The 17,957-nt window shown below is 61.4% G+C and carries 15 protein-coding genes; 12 read left to right on the top strand and 3 right to left on the bottom strand.

All coding sequences use genetic code 11. The features are described 5' to 3' along the window. A partial coding sequence (locus NA3_RS34590) for an IS256 family transposase (protein WP_157126637.1) occupies positions 1-783 on the bottom strand: 783 nt, incomplete at its 3' end. Between the two features lie 718 nt (positions 784-1,501). On the opposite strand from NA3_RS34590, the gene NA3_RS34585 reads away from it, so the two are divergent. The 11 genes from NA3_RS34585 to NA3_RS34535 all read left to right on the top strand — a co-directional run bounded on the left by NA3_RS34585 (position 1,502) and on the right by NA3_RS34535 (position 12,714). Continuing rightward, positions 1,502-2,263 carry an ABC transporter permease gene (locus tag NA3_RS34585; RefSeq protein WP_372464304.1) on the top strand — a complete coding sequence of 254 codons (762 nt, stop codon included), beginning with the start codon at positions 1,502-1,504 and terminating at the stop codon, positions 2,261-2,263. Continuing rightward, positions 2,264-3,130 carry an ABC transporter permease gene (locus NA3_RS34580; protein WP_128145627.1) on the top strand — a complete coding sequence of 289 codons (867 nt, stop codon included), beginning with the start codon at positions 2,264-2,266 and terminating at the stop codon, positions 3,128-3,130. Between the two features lie 6 nt (positions 3,131-3,136). After that, on the top strand, positions 3,137-4,192 hold the full coding sequence (locus NA3_RS34575) for an MlaD family protein (protein WP_063917874.1): 1,056 nt from the start codon (positions 3,137-3,139) through the stop codon (positions 4,190-4,192). Next, entirely contained in the window at positions 4,189-5,205 is a 1,017-nt protein-coding gene (locus tag NA3_RS34570; protein ID WP_062969050.1) for an MCE family protein, read from the top strand. The genes NA3_RS34575 and NA3_RS34570 overlap by 4 nt, the downstream gene beginning before the upstream one ends. Next, a complete protein-coding gene (locus tag NA3_RS34565) occupies positions 5,193-6,233 on the top strand; it encodes an MlaD family protein (RefSeq protein ID WP_062969048.1) in 1,041 nt (346 codons plus the stop codon). The genes NA3_RS34570 and NA3_RS34565 overlap by 13 nt, the downstream gene beginning before the upstream one ends. A 92-nt stretch (positions 6,234-6,325) precedes the next feature. Next, entirely contained in the window at positions 6,326-7,339 is a 1,014-nt protein-coding gene (locus NA3_RS34560; RefSeq protein WP_167355090.1) for an MlaD family protein, read from the top strand. After that, positions 7,339-8,427, top strand: coding sequence for an MlaD family protein (locus tag NA3_RS34555; RefSeq protein ID WP_063917872.1), 1,089 nt, complete (start codon positions 7,339-7,341; stop codon positions 8,425-8,427). Before NA3_RS34560 ends, NA3_RS34555 begins: the two co-directional genes overlap by 1 nt. Before the next feature lie 41 nt (positions 8,428-8,468). Next, entirely contained in the window at positions 8,469-9,380 is a 912-nt protein-coding gene (locus tag NA3_RS34550; protein ID WP_167355089.1) for an MlaD family protein, read from the top strand. A 20-nt stretch (positions 9,381-9,400) separates the two neighbouring features. Beyond that, complete coding sequence (locus NA3_RS34545) at positions 9,401-10,051, top strand: hypothetical protein (protein WP_062969040.1); 651 nt, start codon at positions 9,401-9,403, stop codon at positions 10,049-10,051. A gap of 141 nt (positions 10,052-10,192) precedes the next feature. Next, a complete protein-coding gene (locus NA3_RS34540; protein WP_167355088.1) occupies positions 10,193-10,990 on the top strand; it encodes an alpha/beta fold hydrolase in 798 nt (265 codons plus the stop codon). Positions 10,991-11,076: 86 nt separating this feature from the next. Continuing rightward, the gene (locus tag NA3_RS34535; RefSeq protein WP_062969036.1) at positions 11,077-12,714 is read left to right on the top strand and encodes a long-chain fatty acid--CoA ligase; all 1,638 of its coding nucleotides are present in this window, start codon (positions 11,077-11,079) and stop codon (positions 12,712-12,714) included. A gap of 906 nt (positions 12,715-13,620) precedes the next feature. Here NA3_RS34535 and NA3_RS34530 read toward each other — a convergent pair. Continuing rightward, positions 13,621-14,400, bottom strand: coding sequence for a hypothetical protein (locus NA3_RS34530; protein ID WP_062969034.1), 780 nt, complete (start codon positions 14,398-14,400; stop codon positions 13,621-13,623). Positions 14,401-15,431: 1,031 nt separating this feature from the next. Beyond that, positions 15,432-16,559, bottom strand: coding sequence for a hypothetical protein (locus NA3_RS37455; protein ID WP_128145624.1), 1,128 nt, complete (start codon positions 16,557-16,559; stop codon positions 15,432-15,434). An 814-nt stretch (positions 16,560-17,373) separates the two neighbouring features. Here NA3_RS37455 and NA3_RS34515 point away from each other — a divergent pair. Further along, positions 17,374-17,772, top strand: coding sequence for a hypothetical protein (locus NA3_RS34515; protein ID WP_062969029.1), 399 nt, complete (start codon positions 17,374-17,376; stop codon positions 17,770-17,772). Positions 17,773-17,957 lie beyond the last annotated feature (185 nt).

The raw sequence follows: 17,957 nt of genomic DNA, 5'->3' as shown, positions 1-17,957 counted from the left end.
GCGTTCCCACACGGTGTTGATCGCTTCCGGCAGTCCCTTCAGCCCGTCACAGACAGCGATGCACACATCGGCGACTCCGCGGTTCTTGATCTCGGTCAGCACCTGCAGCCAGAATTTGGCGCCCTCGCCACCGTCGCCGGCCCACAGACCGAGGATGTCGCGTTCCCCGTTGCAGGTGACGCCGATGACGACATAGATCGGCCGGTTCGCGACCTGCCCGTCCCGGATCTTGACGTGGATCGCGTCGATGAACACCACCGGATACACGCGTTCCAGCGGCCGGTTGCACCAGTCGGCCATCTCGCCGACTACTTTGTCGGTGATCTTGGAGACCGTGTCCTTCGACACCGACGCCCCGTAGATGTCGGCGAAGTGGGCAGCGACCTCGCCAGTGGTCAACCCCTTTGCCGTCAAGGACAATACGATCTCATCGATCCCGGTCAACCGGCGTTGCCGCTTACGCACGATCTGCGGATCGAACGATGAGTTCGTATCCCGCGGCACCTCGATCTCGACCGGGCCGATCTCGGTCAGCACCGTTTTCGAGCGAGTCCCGTTGCGGGAGTTGGATGTCCCGCGACCAGCGGGATCGTGTTTCTCATACCCGACGTGTTCGGTCATCTCCGCTTCCAAAGCAGTCTCGAGCACGTTCTTCGTCAGCTGATTCAACAGCCCGCCCGGCCCGAGCAACTCCACGCCCTGCTCCTTGGCCTGGGCCAGCAGCTGCTCAGCCAGCTTCTTCTGATCCACCGCATCCACCACGGATTCGAGTGTCTCCGACATCGAATGATCCTTCCTGCCGAACCATCAGGCTCGGCCAGTCAGACCAAGGTCAGATCCACCGTCTTTCAGACACTCCCTGTCCGGGCGCAGGAGGGTAGCGGAAGTGATTGCGCACATGTCGCTGCGTGTGCTGAATCCTGTTTGGCGTCGTGTGGTTAGGTGGCGGACCCGGATTGGCTATCTGTGTGCCGACGATGCGCGAGTCCTGGGCTCGTGGCGAGGTCGATCGTTCCAAAAGCTGTTCTGACCACTTTATATGCATGCTGTGACTCAGTCTGATCTGTTCGCGCCGGATGGAGGTGGGTACTTGCAGTCGATTCGCAATGCCCGTGGATCGGCGCTCGCTGGAGATCTGCACAGTGCCGGTCTCTGCAAAGTTGCTGTCGCGTATGCAGTTGATCGAGATGGACTATTGACAGTACGTGACCCTGGCCACATACTCATACTCCAAGTATCTAGTACTCGACGTAGCGCACATGGAGGTGTCGTGGTCCTGCCTGATTGCAACTCGACAGGGCGCGGCTTTCCGCCGAAACAAAGCGGATCGCATCGCGTGCGATATCGGCGGAATCGTCGAAGCGTTCATGACGGGTGCTCTCGCTGCATCGTGGCGATGCGAGAAATGGGATAGGAATCTGCGGTGGTGCCAGCGCGTAGTGGGTTGTCGGCGTCGGCTCAAATAGTTCGGAAGAACCTGTCCGAAACGGTGGTTTCGGGGATGCGAACTTTTGGTCGCACGATGCGGATGGCGTCTGCATCCGTGGTCGGAACAGCGAGCGACATTGCTCGATTGAAGTTCCAGTGGCGTGAGGCGTTATATCAAGCCTGGTACTTGATTACGGTAACCGCGCTTCCAGCGATCCTAATGGCCGTGCCCTTCGGGGTTATTGTTTCGGTCCAGGTCGGAAATCTGATCCATCAAATCGGTGCGGATTCTCTGCTCGGCGCCGCCGGCGGTTTGGGGGTAATCAAACAGGGTGCCCCCATGGCCACGGGATTGTTGCTGGGCGCGGCCGGCGCGGCCGCGGTCGCGGCCGACTTGGGCGCACGCAACATTCGTGAAGAGATCGACGCCATGCGAACGATGGGTATCAGCCCCATGCACCGTCTGGTCATTCCTCGGATGGTGGCGATGGTTCTCGTCGCGCCAATGCTCAACGTCTTGATCATCTTCGTGGGCGTGGTAGCGGGGTATGCGGTGGCGATCGGCCCTCAGGGAGTGACGCCCGGCAGCTACTGGGGAACCTTCGGATCCTTCACCGTGGTCGCGGATATCGGCGTATCGATTGTCAAGTCCGTGCTGTTCGGATTTATCGTCGTCATAGTTGCGTGCCAGCGAGGACTCGAGGCCAAAGGCGGTCCGCGTGGAGTGGCAGACGGTGTGAATGCGGCCGTTGTCCTGTCCGTCGTCTCTATCGCCGTCGTCAATCTGTTGATCACTCAGTTGGTCGCAATGTTCCTTCCAACAAGGCTGGCATAAATGTTGGAAATCAAGCGCACCCCACCCCGGCTGGTGAAGGCTCGGCGAACTGCGACGACATTTGGGAAGCGTGTCGTGCCTGTGGAGGCGATAGGATTCGTCCTCGGTTTCGTCTGGCAGGCGTTATCGGCGATCCCGTTCACGCTGAAACGATATCGAGCGGAGACGATGCGCGCGATCACGGATATGACGTGGGGGCAAGGCTCGATTATCGTTGGTGGTGGAACCGTTCCAATGCTGATAGTGCTGGGATTAGTCATCGGAGGCTCGGTCGGCGTCGAGTCCTTCGCCACCCTCGACCTCATCAGCATGGGACCACTGACCGGCATTGTCTCGGCCTTCGCCAACACCCGGGAACTAGCCCCGATCGCAGCAGGTGTCGGATTTGCCGCGCAAGCTGGGTGTCGTATAACTGCGCAAATCGGTTCCATGCGAATCTCGGAGGAAATCGACGCCCTCGAATCACTCGGCCTGCGATCGATACCTTTCGTCGTCACCACCAGGATCATTGCCGGAGCAGTCGCGATCGTTCCGACCTTCCTCATCGCCTTGATCCTCAGCTACGCGGCATGTCGCACGGTGATCGTACAGCTGCACGGCCAGGCCGCGGGCGTCTACGACCATTACTTCTATCAGTTCATCAGTGGCTGGGACGTGACCGCTGCTGTGATCAAGGTTCTTGTGTTCGGGACGGCTGTCATTTTGATTCATAGTTATCAGGGATTCTTCGCCGTCGGTGGGCCGGAAGGTGTCGGAATCGCGTCCGGCCGCGCTGTCAGGGCAAGCTTCGTGGCAATCATCGGTCTTGATATGGCGCTGACCATCCTTTTATGGGGTGTCAACTCCTCCATCGAATTCACAGGGTGAACGCCGATGTCTCGATATGAAATGCCGGGTGTATCGACAACAAAACGGTCATCGATCACTGTTGGTGTCCTCGCCATGCTGATTGTTCTGGCCGTAGGGGCGACTTGGATGATTTTGATCGGGAACTCGGCCCGCAGCGACAACCGAATGCAAGTGGTATTGCGTACCGAGAAGATCGGAGACGGCATCAGCGTGGGAACGCCGGTTCAGTTCGACGGTGTGGAAATTGGTCGCGTTACTGCCATCGGTTCCAGTGGCGGGGCGAAACAGGTAACCGTGATGCTCGATCGAGCAAACTCGGCTGGACTCACCGACAGTCTTCTTGTCGATTACTCGCCGTCGAATCTCTTCGGCATCAGCGAAGTCGCACTGAGACCCGGGGCTGGGGGAGCACCTTTGCGAGATGGCACTATTGTCGACCTGACGGGCCCGCGATCGGATAGGCAGCGAGATGCGACGATGGGCGTACTGATTCGCACCGTCGCCGAGACATCGGGGAACGTCCTCACGCCGGAATTGACCAAGGTACTGATGCGGGTCGCCACGACGGCGCGGCAGTTCACGCCGCTCATGGAGGCAATCGTGGTGTCCGGCCGGAACATTGCTGAGACACAGACGATGCCAATTTCGGAGCTGCTGGATCAGTACGGCTCGATGCTTGTCGGCAGCGCATCAATGGTCGACGGTACTGTCGGCCTGGTACATCGGCTGACCACAATCGAGATCTTGAACAACCAGCGCGAGTTATTCGACGTGACGGTGAGTGTTGTAGGACAACGGTTCTTTCCCGCCCTTGCGGGAACGCTATTTACAGCGCAGGGATACCTCTCGGAATACGCGGTGATGCTCACCCCGATTCTCTCGGCAGCCAGCCGTATGGTACCGACGCCTGGAGTCTCCAGCACGCAACTCTCCGAAATCCTGTCGCGGTTGGATCGGTCGTTCATGTCGACTCCGGACGGCCCGGCTCTGAACGTCAAGATCGTTCTCAACTTGGTTCCGGTTCTGACGGCGTCGCTACCGGGAACCCTCACTTCGACGCCATCCGGAGGTGGTCGATGAACAAGCAGGGCTCGCTGTTCGCAGTCGCGGCGAGGCTCACAGTTTCCGTGGTTGTTATCGTAGTGCTGCTGACGGTCATCGTGCAGACGGTACAACGGCCGGTGCCCGGGGGTACGAAGGAGTTTTCGGCGGTATTCATCGATGCGAACGGTCTGAAGGCCGGAGATAACGTACGAATGAACGGTGTCCGCGTAGGTAAAGTGCGATCGATCTCGCTCGACGATGGGCACGCTGTCGTAACGTTCGTAGTCCAACGTGGTCGACATTTGTACGAGAACACCGTAGTCGCGATTCGCTACGAGAGTTTGGTGGGCCAGCGATACGTTGACATTCAACAGTCATCGCCCGTGTCCAAGGAGATAGCGGAGGGGAGCAGGATCGACGCTTCCAGGACCATTCCATCGTTCGATATCACGGCGCTGTTCAATGGGCTGGAGCCGGTGCTGACCGAGCTGTCTCCGGCGGCGGTCAACAAATTCGCTGAGAATATGATCGCTGTAATAGAGGGAGACGGTTCGGGAATCGGTTCAGTTCTCGACTCCATCCAGACTCTGTCCAGCTATGCGCTGGACAGACAGGCGGTGATTACTGCGCTGGTGGCCAATCTCAAAAGGATATCCGATCACCTTGGTGGTCGCTCCTCGCATCTGGTGCGGCTTGTTTCGGAGTTGTCGGTGGTTGTCTCCACGCTGCGCAGCAAGGTGGATGGAATCGTCGAGTTCGCTCTTATGGCACCTGATGTCATCGCACCGCTGGACAACCTTCTCGGCGCGATTGGGCTGACGACTGGTAGCAATCCGGACGCTGATACACTGCTGCGAGCGGTGTTTCCGAACCCCGAACAGGCAATCGAAGTGCTTCGAAAGCTGCCGGCTCTGCTTCAGACCTTGAATGGTTGGATCCCGCCCAACGGCCCGGTCGTCAATCGCAACTGTTCGAATGGCAATGCTGAGAGTCCAGAACCGTTCCAGGTGATGATCGCCGGACAAAGGATATCGATATGCAAGCGGTGAAGACCAAACTCCTCAGCGTTGTCAGGAGGTTCGCCGGCCGACCGGCGGAGGTCGCCTCAGCGCGTGCGGTTCGAGAATTTCGCTGGGGCGTGGCCGGTGCCTTGCTGATGGGTGTGGTATTGCTAGCTAGCGCGCTGGTTTACGTGATACCTTTCGGAAAGTCGACATACTGGGCGGAGATGCCGGAGCTTGGGTCGATAAAGGTCGGCGATAATGTCCGTATCGCGGGTGTTCCGGTCGGTTCCGTGAAGTCCGTTGAATTGGGTCGGCGGAACGTCCGAATGAGCTTCACCATTGACCATGGCATCTTCATCGGCGACCAGACGAGTCTTGAAATCCGAATGTTGACTCTCATCGGCGGGCACTATCTCGCTGTGACGCCAACAGGGAAGTCATCCCTCCGCTCCACCATTCCCTCCGATAGAGTTCGGCTCCCTTACAGCCTTGGCCGGGTTTTTCAAGACGCTGTGCACCCGATCGCAGATATTGACGGAGATGCATTGCGGAAGAACCTGACGAGTATGAACCGTGCGATCGCTTCCGGACCCTCCGGAATCCGCCGAGCGGTCGATGCGTTCGCGTCGCTCGTCGACGTTCTCGACCGCCAGAATCGCGATGTGTCGGACACGCTCGCCATGGCCGACGAGTATATCGGTGCAATCAACAATTCGAAGGCGATACTCGGGGAGCTGATCGCGAGTGTCAACCTGATGGAGACAGTGGGACTCGACAAGCAGGCCGAGATCTTCGAAGCCGTCCGGCTCATGGACCAGCTTCTGTCCCGTATCGCGGCGCTGGAGCCGGTGTACCGGTCAAGGTTGGAATCCGTCGCCCGAAGTCTGGCCGACGTCAAACCCGAACTAATCCGCTTGGGTGAAGGGATGGGTCAGATAGTCACGAGCACTCGGGACCTGCTGTCGCGGCTGCAGCCGATCGCTTCTTCGGAAGAAGGCGTCGTTGTCGACCAATCCGCATCGGTAGTCCTGGCGCAGTCGGTATGCATTCCCGTTCCCGGAAAGGGTTGCTGAGGATGAACAGGCTACTGGCCTCCCGGGGGCTTATGTCCGTCCTAAGCGTCGGCATTGTGTGCACAATTCTGGTGGTCGGGTACTTCGCGATCATGGATCCGCCCAAGAAGATGCGTGGCTACTGCGCGACCATGCCGGACGCGATTGGGTTGTATACCGGAAACGATGTCACCGAGCGTGGCGTCAGAGTTGGTACGGTGACGCGCATCGAACCACGTGGCGACGCAGTACAGGTCGATTTCGACGTAGATGCGAGCCATTCACCGCGCGGTGAGGTGTCGGCCACCACCGTGTCGGACACCATCGTTGCGGATCGCTCCCTCGCGATACTCGACGACAGCGAATCTGACGTCGAATGGGATTCCCGGCAGTGCATCTCCCGCACTTTGACGCCGAAGAGCATGACACAGACTCTTGATGCGCTGGGGAAACTTGCGGACGAAATCGGCAATGGAAATGATCCGGCACAGCGAGGGCAGCTTTCCGATGAGATTGCCGCAGTTGATGCCTCGTTGTCCGGCACCGGTCCGAGAATGAACGAAACAATTCTCAAACTCGGTCGGGCACTCGACAATCCCAATGCCGCGATCGGGCACATCGGAGCACTCATCGATTCGCTGCACACACTGACGGATAGCGTCGCCGGCGGATGGGGAGATATCAAGGCCATGATCACCCGTCTGGCACCAGGCCTGGAGGTGATCGACCACGGCATCTTCGAGCGCACTGTCTCGATCATCGACTCGTTGCGAATCATCGTGCCGTGGCTGAACGAAATCACCACCATGTTCGGCGACCAAATCCTTCAAGTGCTCGACGCGACCGTCCCCCTGGCTCGTCTCGCCAGCGCGAATGTCGGCACAATGAAGGAGATTATCGACATGACACCGCCGCTAGTGCAAGCCTTCCGGAACGTGACGGACGCGAACAGCGGTCGACCTGTGCTGACGTACGCGGCGCCTCGGGTGGCGTTGCCGCAAGCGGATGCTGATCGAGTATGCGCCGCGATCGACCTTGTCACACCGGGCCGTTGCGGCACCGCCACGGACGGTTTGGCGCATGTGTCGCTGCTTCCTCTGGTACTCGGAATGGCAGGAGCGCGGTGATGACCCTGCGAATACATACGGTGGCAAGAACTCCCCGCGTACGCCTAGCTCGATTCGTCGCTGCGGCCGCTGTGGCGCTTGTGGGCATTGTTTCCGGGTGCGGATTCGATCCGGCCACGGTTCCCGTACCGGGGACTGGGATATCAGGGGAGCGGTATCGGATCCGAATCGAGTTCGCCAACACGCTGAACCTGCCGTCACGAGCGACAGTGACGGTCGACGGCCTGCGAGCCGGAATTGTGCGCGATGTCACGCTGATCGACGCCGACAAGGAACACGACGGATATGTCGCGGTCGATGTGGATATCATGGCATCGGTTCGGTTGCCTGTCGGCACCACAGTTGAGCTCCACCAACCGACCGTTCTGGGTGACGTCTCCGTCGCGTTGATCACGCCGGCGGTCGCTGGCGACGGAGTGATCGCGCCCGGCGCCACCATCGGGCGATCCCAGACGAAGCCATTGCTGCAGGTGGAGGACACCATGAATGTCCTGGCAACCTTCGTCCAAGGGGGAGGCATACAGCAGGCTCAGGAGATCATCAACCGCGTGAACTCGGTTCTGCCGACGGATACCCGGAATACCGCCTCGATCTCGGAGGTACTCGGTAAGGATATCGAAGACTTGGCAGAACATCAGGATGCCGTCGACGCATTGCTCGGTGGACTGCGGGCGAATACCGATGTCGTCCTGAGCAGAACACCTGAGTTGGAGTATCTGCTGACCGATTCCGGAGTGGACCAGGCCGCTGCGTCAATGACATCGATGATCGGGTTGATCACGCTGTACGACGGATTCAAGTTGCTGACAGAATCCCTCCGATGGATCGGTCCACTTGCACAATCGGGCGACGCGGCCGCGCGTGCCTTTGTACCGCTGTTGTTCACGTCTCGCCCTCTGGATCTGTCGGCCCCATCGAATTTGAACAAGATCGTGGCGATACTGCGTGACAAGGTTATTCCGTTTGCGGAGCGCGGACCGAAGATCAACATTACAGGAATCGAAACCGCCGAGGGCTCGGCGGTATCCGAAGATGATCGGATCGACGGGATTCTCTCGGCGTTGCGGATGATCGGAGCGGTGCGATGAAACCAAGCTCGGCAATATCCCTCGCGGCGATTGTATCAGTAATGGTTCTGGGAATCGGGTATCTGACATTCGGCGTACTTCGAGTAGATTTGTTCGGAAACCGGACTCATGTGACGATGATTCTTCCCCGGTCCGGAAGTCTGCTATCGGGTTCACCTGTACTGCTGCGTGGTGTGAAGGTGGGGGAGATCACGTCGATCGATAAAGCCGAACGCGGTGTCGAGTTGAAACTGGCTATCGACTCGAAGTATAGAATTCCCGCTACAGGATCCGCGAGTGTGGAGGACTTGTCGGGGCTCGGGGAACCATATATCGAGTTCGTGCCGAACAGCGATGGCGGCCCCTACCTGGCGGATGGTCAGCGGATCGATTCGGCTCAAGTGGTGTTGCCCCGCTCCATACCCGACGTGGCGCAGACCGTCACTGGACTGCTCGAACAACTGAATCCTCAAGCAATCAGCAATATCGTCAAGACCTTGGATCAGGCGCTGTCGGGAACGGAAACGGTGATGCCGAGGCTGGCAAGGTCGACGACGCTATTGTCGGAGACGATTCTGAGCCGGTCGCCCGCGATCCGCGGCATCCTCGCCAATTTACAGACGATGGGTGCTGATATGGCTTGGGCCGGGCCGGGGATGGCCGCCGCCGGTCCCCTGTGGGAGGAGGCAGGAGGGTGGGGCGCTCTTATCGCCGATTCCATCGCCCGGCTGGCCCGAATCGGCCATATGCCGGACGACTACATGCAAGGCAACGGCATCGTACCCTTCCTAGGCCACGTCACGGATTATCTCGATCGCATCGGACCCGACCTGCGGAATCTGGCACCAGTTGTTCAGCCGCTGGCGGATAGCGCGACGACGTCCATGCCACAAATAGACATCAGCGATCTCATAGCACGCGCTCTCAGTGTCACCGGGGACGACGCGTTGCATGTGCGTGTCGGCATCAAGTAGATCTGAAAATTGGAGACCAGATGAAAGATGAGGAAGCCATGCCCGTGGAAACTGTGGACAAAATCGACGGCCACGTCGAAAGCAAATCCGAAAGGCTGGATGCGCGTCAGACGGCAAAAGCAGCCGGGCGGACCCGGGACGGTCGGAAAAGAACTATATCGGTAGGCTTGCGCTCCGTTGTTGTCGGGGCGCTGGTTGCACTACTTGTCGTAGCCATGTCCGTTACCGTTGTGCTGTGGCTCACCGCCAGGAACCAGTTGCAGGAAAGGGACGCCATCGCAGCGGCGGAGAAGCAAGCAGAGAAAGTGGCCTCCGAATACGCCGTCGGCGCATCGAATATCGACTATCAGAATTTCGATGGTTGGGTACGCAGTCTGAAATCAAATACCTCTCCTGCTCTAGCGAACAAGTTCGACGTCACCGCCCCGCAGCTCAAGGAGATAGTGCTGCCGCTGAAATGGACTTCTAAGGCAACTCCCATCGCTGCGGCGGTTAAGACGGAGAATGCAGGTGTTTATGTTGTGAATGTGTTTCTGAGTGTGACATCGACCAGTGCGCAGACACCGGAGGGTGCGCAGACAACCGTCACCTACACCGTGACGCTAGACAAGAACGCGGATTGGAAGGTCACGGATGTCGGCGGCATCGACACGGCCCTTCACACCAAATAGGCCGGGCGATACGGTCGGCGGTAAGGAGCTGAAGGAATGACCTCGATATCGATAACCGCTACGTCCCCTCGAAGGTACATGCTCAACCGGGACGACGGGCCGACGCTACAGATTGTCGAATGGGGCTCGACGACCCCTAGGGTGACGATCATCCTGGCACACGGATTGGCACTGTCACACGGGAGTTGGGAGGACGTCGCACAACTCGTCGTCACCGCGGATCCCACTGTTCGTGTGCTCGCGTACGACCATCGGGGACACGGGGAATCGCAATCTGCTCCAGCCAGCCTCGAACTGCTCGCCGACGATCTCGCGGCAGTCGTCTCTGCGTTCGCGCCGACAGGGCCGATCGTGCTCGGCGGGCATTCCATGGGCGGAATGACATTGATGGCGTTGGCCGAACGCCACTGCGCAATCCTCGGAGCGCGGGTCATTGGCGCCGCATTCGTGGCGACCGGTGCCGGAGATATCCTCGGGCGACTGATGCGCCGCAGAATCTGGTCGCGGTTGGTGTCGCTGGCTTTGACCGCGGCACCGTTTCTCGTTATCCCTTCCCGGCCGCTGCTCATCGTGAGACAGCTGACGCGCGGCGTCTTGTTCGGGGCCCGTCCCTACCGCCATGACCTGAACCGAGCGGTGGGCCAGCTGGCGAGAAGTGATTCTCGCAGCGTCGCAGAGCTAACCCGTTCGATTCTCTCCCATGATTGCTACTCGTCACTGGAGCGATTCGCCTGTCGTGTTGTCGTACTGGCGGGATCGCGAGATCTTCTGACTCCCGCCCATCACGCTCGCGCGATCCACCAGCGCGTACCTGGGAGCCACCTGGTTGTCTTCCAGCAATCCGGGCATTACCTGCCCTATGAACGCCGCGGTGAGATTGCGGCCCACCTACTGGGATTGACGCTGCCGATGGCGCACTCGGGCAGCGACGTCGCATAACGGGACCGGGATATCCCGGGAAGACTACCTCGAAAGTGAGAACTTCAGATGCTGAGCGCAATGAACTATTGCAGGGAGGGTTTCTCATGTTGAGTACTATGCAGGATGAACCGCTATCGCTGGCAACACTGCTGCGGTACGCCTCGACCTTCCAGGGCGACAGCACGGTGTCCACGTGGACGGGTGCCGGTGTCCGCACCGTCACTTACCGCGAACTGGGCACCGACTCTGCCAGGCTCGCGAACGCGTTGCGTCGGCTGGGGATCGAAGAGGGCGACCGCGTCGGCACATTCATGTGGAACAACAACGAGCATATGGTCGCCTACATCGCGGTGCCCGCGATGGGGGCGGTGCTGCACGCCCTCAATATCCGGCTCTTCCCCGAACAGTTGGTCTTCGTAGCGAATCACGCCGAGGACAAGGTGGTGATCGTCGACGGCTCGCTGCTGCCACTGTTCACCCCATACCTGCCGAGCCTGAAGACGGTCCAGCACGTGATCGTCACCAATGGTGACGCCTCGACCGTGCAAGCGCCCCAAGGCGTACAAGTGCACTCCTACGTCGAACTACTCGCCGGACAGTCGGATAGCTACGACTTCCCGGTGATTGACGAACGATCCGCCGCCGCAATGTGTTACACGTCTGGCACCACTGGTGATCCGAAGGGCGTCGTCTACTCGCACCGCTCGAGTTGGCTGCACGCCATGCAGGTCGGCTCGTCGAACGGTATGGGCCTGCTCGGCTCCGACACAGTTCTTGTGATCGTCCCGCAGTTCCATGCGAATGCGTGGGGACTACCGTACGGGGCCTTGATGTCCGGCGCGAGCCTGCTCATGCCAGATCGCTTCTTGCAGCCGGAGCCGCTGCTGGCAATGATGGCATCGGAGAAGCCGACCTTTGCCGCGGCGGTGCCGACCATCTGGGGCGGTGTGCTCGCCGAACTCGAAACGCAGCCGCAGGATATCTCGCACCTACGCTCGGTCGCGGTGGGTGGGGCAGCTGTGCCGCCGTCGATGATGCGGGCTTTTCAAGAGAAGCACGGTGTGCGAATTCTGCAGGCGTGGGGCATGACTGAAACCTCGCCGTTGGGCAGCGTCGCATACCCGCCCGGCGGGTTGACCGGTGAGGAGGAGTGGGCCTACCGTTACACCCAGGGTCGTTTCCCGGCCAGTGTGCAGGCCAGATTGGTCGCCGACGACGGTTCCGTGGTCCCCAATGACGGACAGTCGATGGGCGAGTTGGAGGTTCGCGGCCCGTGGATCACTGGGTCGTACTACTCGCAAGATGGCGCGGTGGTCGACCGGGACAAGTTCGACGACGGCTGGCTGCGCACCGGTGATGTCGGCAAGGTCACTCCGAATGGCTACTTGACCCTGGTGGACCGGTCCAAAGACGTGATCAAGTCCGGCGGCGAATGGATTTCGTCAGTGGATCTGGAGAACGCGGTGATGGGTCACCTGGCCGTGGCTGAGGCGGCGGTCATCGGCGTGCCGGACGAGAAATGGGACGAGCGCCCGCTGGTAGCCGTCGTGCTGAAGGAAGGCTCCGAGGTCAAGCCCGAGGAACTGCGCAATTTCATCGCCGACAAGTTCGCCAAATGGCAACTCCCGGAACGCTGGACCTTCATTGCGGAGGTGCCCAAGACCAGCGTCGGCAAGTTCGACAAGAAGCGCCTGCGCGCTCAGTACACCGATGGCGACCTGACAGTCACGATCTTGTCCTGAATGATCCCGTCTTCGGATCCGCGACTCGTCCTGTGCCCTGAGATGGGTACCTCGACACGTTGTCCGATGCTGGGCGGTCAGGAACGTATTCGTCTGCTCGCGGGGTGCAGAGGGGCGCCCCCGCCTGCGACGAGTGTGTGGTACGCGACTCGCTTCCGAGCACAGATTTCGATGGTGCAGTTGAGATGGTCACGCAGGACCCGCCGCGAATCCTCCCATCGTAGACGATCGCCTCCGAGGCTGCCCGGCAACACCCCAACTCCGGGCCCGATCATTTGCACCGTAGCGGTCGACTCGTGCATGGGTCATTCCCGGCTCTCTACTCGTTGTCCGGAAGTGGTTTGAGCGCAGCCGATTACACCGGGAGATGCTTACCGACGGTGTCCGCGCGGGCACCGGTCCGGCGGTCGTCGTCGGCGACATCGAGGGCGTCGACCCGGGGCCTGCAACTCGGCCACCGAGGACATCTCGGGCACCGGCACCAGGTGACTACGCTGGAACCACTGCGGAATGAAACACCTGCGCCGACTCGCGGCCGGCCTCTATTGCGGATCAGTGGTTTGCGATCACGCCCGTAACGGCGCACCACGGTCGTAGGAGACCCTGGCCATGGCGTGCTCGTCGAGCAATCGGTGTAAGACCCGCCCCTTGGTGTGGCGTTGCTCGTCTGGCACGTCCAGATCCATACGCAACGTCCAATAGGTTGGATCGCGAGCCTTGGAAGTCCCGCGCGAAGATCAAGGCGGAACGCCGCGTACAACTCGACATTCGAATCCCTCACCATGAGCGCTCTACCCGCGCCCCACCACCCTCACCTGACGAACCAGCCACTACGCGAATTCACGCCGACTGACTTCCCTGACACGCCCACCGCGCCGAGATTCATGCCGGAAATAGCGCTTAGAGTCACCGACGGGGCCACCACGAGCCTACAAGCCGCACTGACCACCCTCGGCTCGACCCGCCTGACATTCCCTGGCGACCCGGGACGGGAAGAAACACCTCCTCGACGTAGCCGACCTCGGTGTCGAATGGCACCAGATGCTGACGAGGCTTGCCGCCGGGGGAGGATTTCGGGCGTTCGAGGGTGATGGTAGCGATGACCGCGCCGTCGGCCATCTCTTTCGGTTTGTCATCGATGGAGACGACCGTGAGCGGGCAGTTGGTGACGGTGACCTCGTGGCGGTTGTAGGTGACCACCCGTATCGAGCGGTGCTTGTCGGAGTTGACCAGGCCATTCATGACCGCCAGCGGGTGTTCGTCGGGCGCGGTCGATTTGAACGGCTGGGTGGCCTCGATGGCCCCCAGCACGCGTGGGTCGCACCAGGCAGCGAGTTTTGTGCTGACAGTGGGCCATTTCTCGTGGTTGGTCAGGATCGGGTATTGCAGGCTGCGTTCTGCGGTGGGGCTCAAGGTGTGGGCGGCGGTGACATGGCCGTAGAGAGCGTGGTCGAGAGCGGCGCGCAGGTTGGTGAGAAGGTCGCCGATGATCAGCGGCCACTCGGTGGGGATGGGTTCGGAGACCGTGACCCGCAGTTTCGCCACGACGTGGTCGGGACGAAGCAGGTGGTTGGTGAATTCTCGCGTGAACTGGTGCGGGTCTCGAGCCCGGTAGTCGTGCACGGAGCGAGTCAGTTCGTCCAGGTGGTGACAGGCTCGAGCGAGTTTGGCGTAGGCACTGTCCACGACGGTGGAAGGTAGCGAGATTCAGCGACGCCGTCCAGCAAAGCCGCCGAGGTTCGCACGGTTGACCAGGTCGACTGATGCCCGTTTCCGTTACCGCTGTGTGCTGGATGCACACACTGCACGCCCTGCGCATGGCTGGTAACCGGTCGATCTGTCGGCCCGCCGAATGGGCATTGTCAGGCCGGTATCGTCCGGTGGATCTCGCAGTGCGGGATAGGGGTTGGATACCATGGTCGGGCGCCGTCGTTCGAGCGTTGCCCGGCGGGCCGACTTCTTGGAATCCCTCGATACGTGGAGCGATCACGGCGTGAGCGACGAGCAGATGGGTTTGGACTTCGGCGATATCGAGCTGACACCGATCGAGCGGCGGGTGCCGCCCGGGCCGGCGGAGTGGCGGCAGTGGTTCCAGCAGATGTCGGCGCAACTGCACAAATTCGGGTCTGTCACGATTCCCGGTTTGCCGCAGCCGGTCTGGTCGGCCGAGGCCGTGAATCGCGTGGCCGAGGTGTTCGACGATCTGTTCCCTGATGTCGAATCGGTGCGCATGGCAGCCGATCCCGACGTGGTTGATCAGTTCCTGCGCTGGTTCGGCGAGTGCTCCATCCACAACCACCCCGGCCAGGAGTGGTGCTACCTCCCCGAGGGATCCGCGCTGCGCGACGCCGACGACCTCGAGGGCCACGAGCTGACAACCGTGCGGTTGTGGCTCGAGCACGCCGCTGAATTCGGTTTCGACTACGTCCGGTTCCTCTTCCGGCCCGACGATGACACCGACGAAGCCGACGACGAGGCCTACGAACGCGAACAGCAACAGCGCCAGGCAGCCGCGGCAGCAGAGTATCAGCGCTTCATCCGTGATGCGCTCACCGACGACCCCGACTCCGTGCCCTCGTCTGCGTGGGCGAAATGGGTTGCGCCGCAACGACGCGCGCGGCAGGTGCGAGAATTTCTCGACCGGGCCGGATGGCCGGAACTGCCAGATAACCCCTGGGCAGACTCCGGACCGGAGGTGGACCGGATCCAACGGCTTCTCACCGAATGGTTCCCGACGCGCGCGGCGATGACGAACCCGACCAACGCCGAGCACGCCGATCAGGTCGTGTGTTTCCTCGGAGAGTGCCTGACCCGCTATGCGGGAGCTGTGTGGTTCGACCGCCGCCAGCACCAGGACATGCATCTGGTCTACATGGGAGAAAAGGCAGTCCTTTCGCTGTACGACGATTGTGCGAGCGCAATTTGCGCCCAAATAATGGAGGTGGGGCCTGAAGACTATTGCGGGCTGCTTCGAGTTCGGCGCGGGTGAGGGTGGTTCCGTCGGCCCAGTTGGTCTGCAGCAGCCGTTCCAGGCCGGCCCCGCCGCCGCGCAGTTGTGTGGCGGCGGGTGCGGTGATGTCGTCGAGCAGCTGGGCGATGAGCAGCGCGAGGGTGTTGGTGCCGCTGCCCTGGTAGCCCCAGTTGATTCCGGGGGCGTCGCGCCGCGGCGCCAGGTGCACGGTGCCGTCGTCGAGGCGGACCCAGATCGGCGTGCCGAGGGTCACCTCGGCCAGGGGGCTGACCGCCGGTAGCCGGTGCGGCACGGCGGCGAGCAGCTTTCCGGAGGCGAGTCGCAGGGCGGGGGCGTCGGTGGCCGGGTCGGTCAGATAGTCGGTGATGGTGTCCTCGTCGCCGGGCTCCAGATGCCCGTAGAGGACCTCGAATCCGGCATACGGGCTGGTGGGTTCCAGCCGGGCCGCCCATTCGGCGCCGAGTCCTGTTGTGGGGTCGATGTATTCGGCGCTGGTGTAGGGCAGCGCGGCGGTGTGCCCGTAGCGGAGGGCCTGCACCACGGACTGGTGAGCGAGGGTGTCGGTGCGGGCGGCGACGGTCAGCCATCCGTCGCGCAGCACCACCTCGCCGAGTTCGGCGGGTGCAGGGACCGGCAGGCTGGTCGCGGCCAGCTCCACCCACGCCGCCACCTTCGGATCCTCGGTGACCGTCTGGATCGTGTGCTCGGCGTACTCACTGGCCCGGTACTGCACATGCTGAACCAGTTCGAGCAACACGGCGTGCGCGGTGTCGGTGGCGGGGAGAGTAGCGGCCAGGCGCAGCACCGGCGCCGGGTCGATCTCGACCGCGGCCGCCACCTCGGCCGGCGGAATACCCGGGCGCCACTGCAGCATCGAGGACGCCTCGCGCAATCCCGGGGGGCCAGTACGGCGCCCGCCCACCCAACACCAGCGCGAGCTCGGGCCAGACCGGCTCGTCGTCATCGAGTCGGATGCCGGCGTCGTCGTGCACCGCCAGCGACGGCCCCCATATCCCGAAATCGTGGCGCACCTTGATCACCGTCGGTACCCACGGGGCCAGATTCGCCGCCGCTTCGGCCACCGCAGCCGAGGCGGACACTTCGACGGTCGGCCACACCACCCGCAGCACCACGCCGTGGATCGACCAGTCCTGCGCAACTCCGCCGGGAATCTCGCGGGCCTGCAGATAGACCGCTTCGCCTCGGGCCCAATGCCGCAGCGGCGTAATCGCGGCGGCCACCGGCTGCCGGGAGGCCACCCACTGCCACACCTGATCCGCTGGCCACCGCTCCACCCCTTCGCCGTCGCGCTCGCTCCCCGGGAATCCCGGTGTGCCTAGCGAGCCGCGCTCCACGCCGAACATCGTGCGCAGCTGGTCAGCGTTCAGTTGTTCGATCTCCCACATGACTACCCCTCCTGTCGATTCGCCGGATCCGCACTCCACCAACGGAATCCGCGACCTCAACAGTGACACAGCACACCGACATCGGCCGCCCGACCGACCCGCCGCCCGGGTGAGTGAACGGCGCGCAATCGTGTTCTAACCGCCGATACCCACTCGAAATTGTTGAGGTGCGCTCGAAGTCGGCGCCGCGGTCAAGACCACCCGCAGGTAACCCCGACGAAGCTAGGCGCGATCTGGTCATGGCGACGGGATGAGCGAGGCGTCGAGCTGCACGGCGTCGTTGTGACGGCGCTGATCGGCGCAGTGTCGGTGTCGCATGTTAGGAACATCGCGTTGCACACGGAGGAGGGGTTGACGATGGCATCAGCAGTTCCGATCTTGTCAGTAGCGGGTCTTGTCATCGCGTTGCCTGCAACGGCGGCGAACTGGCGCAAATATGCCGATGAACGTCCGTTTTTCGGCACTGGGTGGGCGCGCAAGATCATGCGCAGGATCGACTACACGACCAGCGTTATCGACAGTTTCGGTGACGATTATTGTCCCGAGAAGTTGTATTGGGACCGTGCCCGGCTGCGCCGTGCGCTCGCCGCCGGTCACGAGTTCGGATATGACGAAACCGAGTCTCGCGCTCTGAGGCTGTTCTGGCTCCCAGGGGTGCTGTTGCTGTGCTCTGCTGGGTAGGGAATGGTGCATCCGCACATGAGCGGGTTCGAAATCGCTATTGCTATGGGCGGGTATGTGGCTGGTGTTGTCTTGTTGCTTCCGACCCTCGATGTTCAACCGAGGATTGCTTCTCGGCGACTGCTGTATGTCCACCTGGGGCCCAGGTCCGATCTTCCTACCCTGCCGCCTATCACCTGGAAGCT

It is taken from the genome of Nocardia africana NBRC 100379, assembly GCF_001612635.1.
Lineage (GTDB): Bacteria > Actinomycetota > Actinomycetes > Mycobacteriales > Mycobacteriaceae > Nocardia > Nocardia africana.
This window is presented reverse-complemented; position numbering and strand designations above follow the sequence as displayed.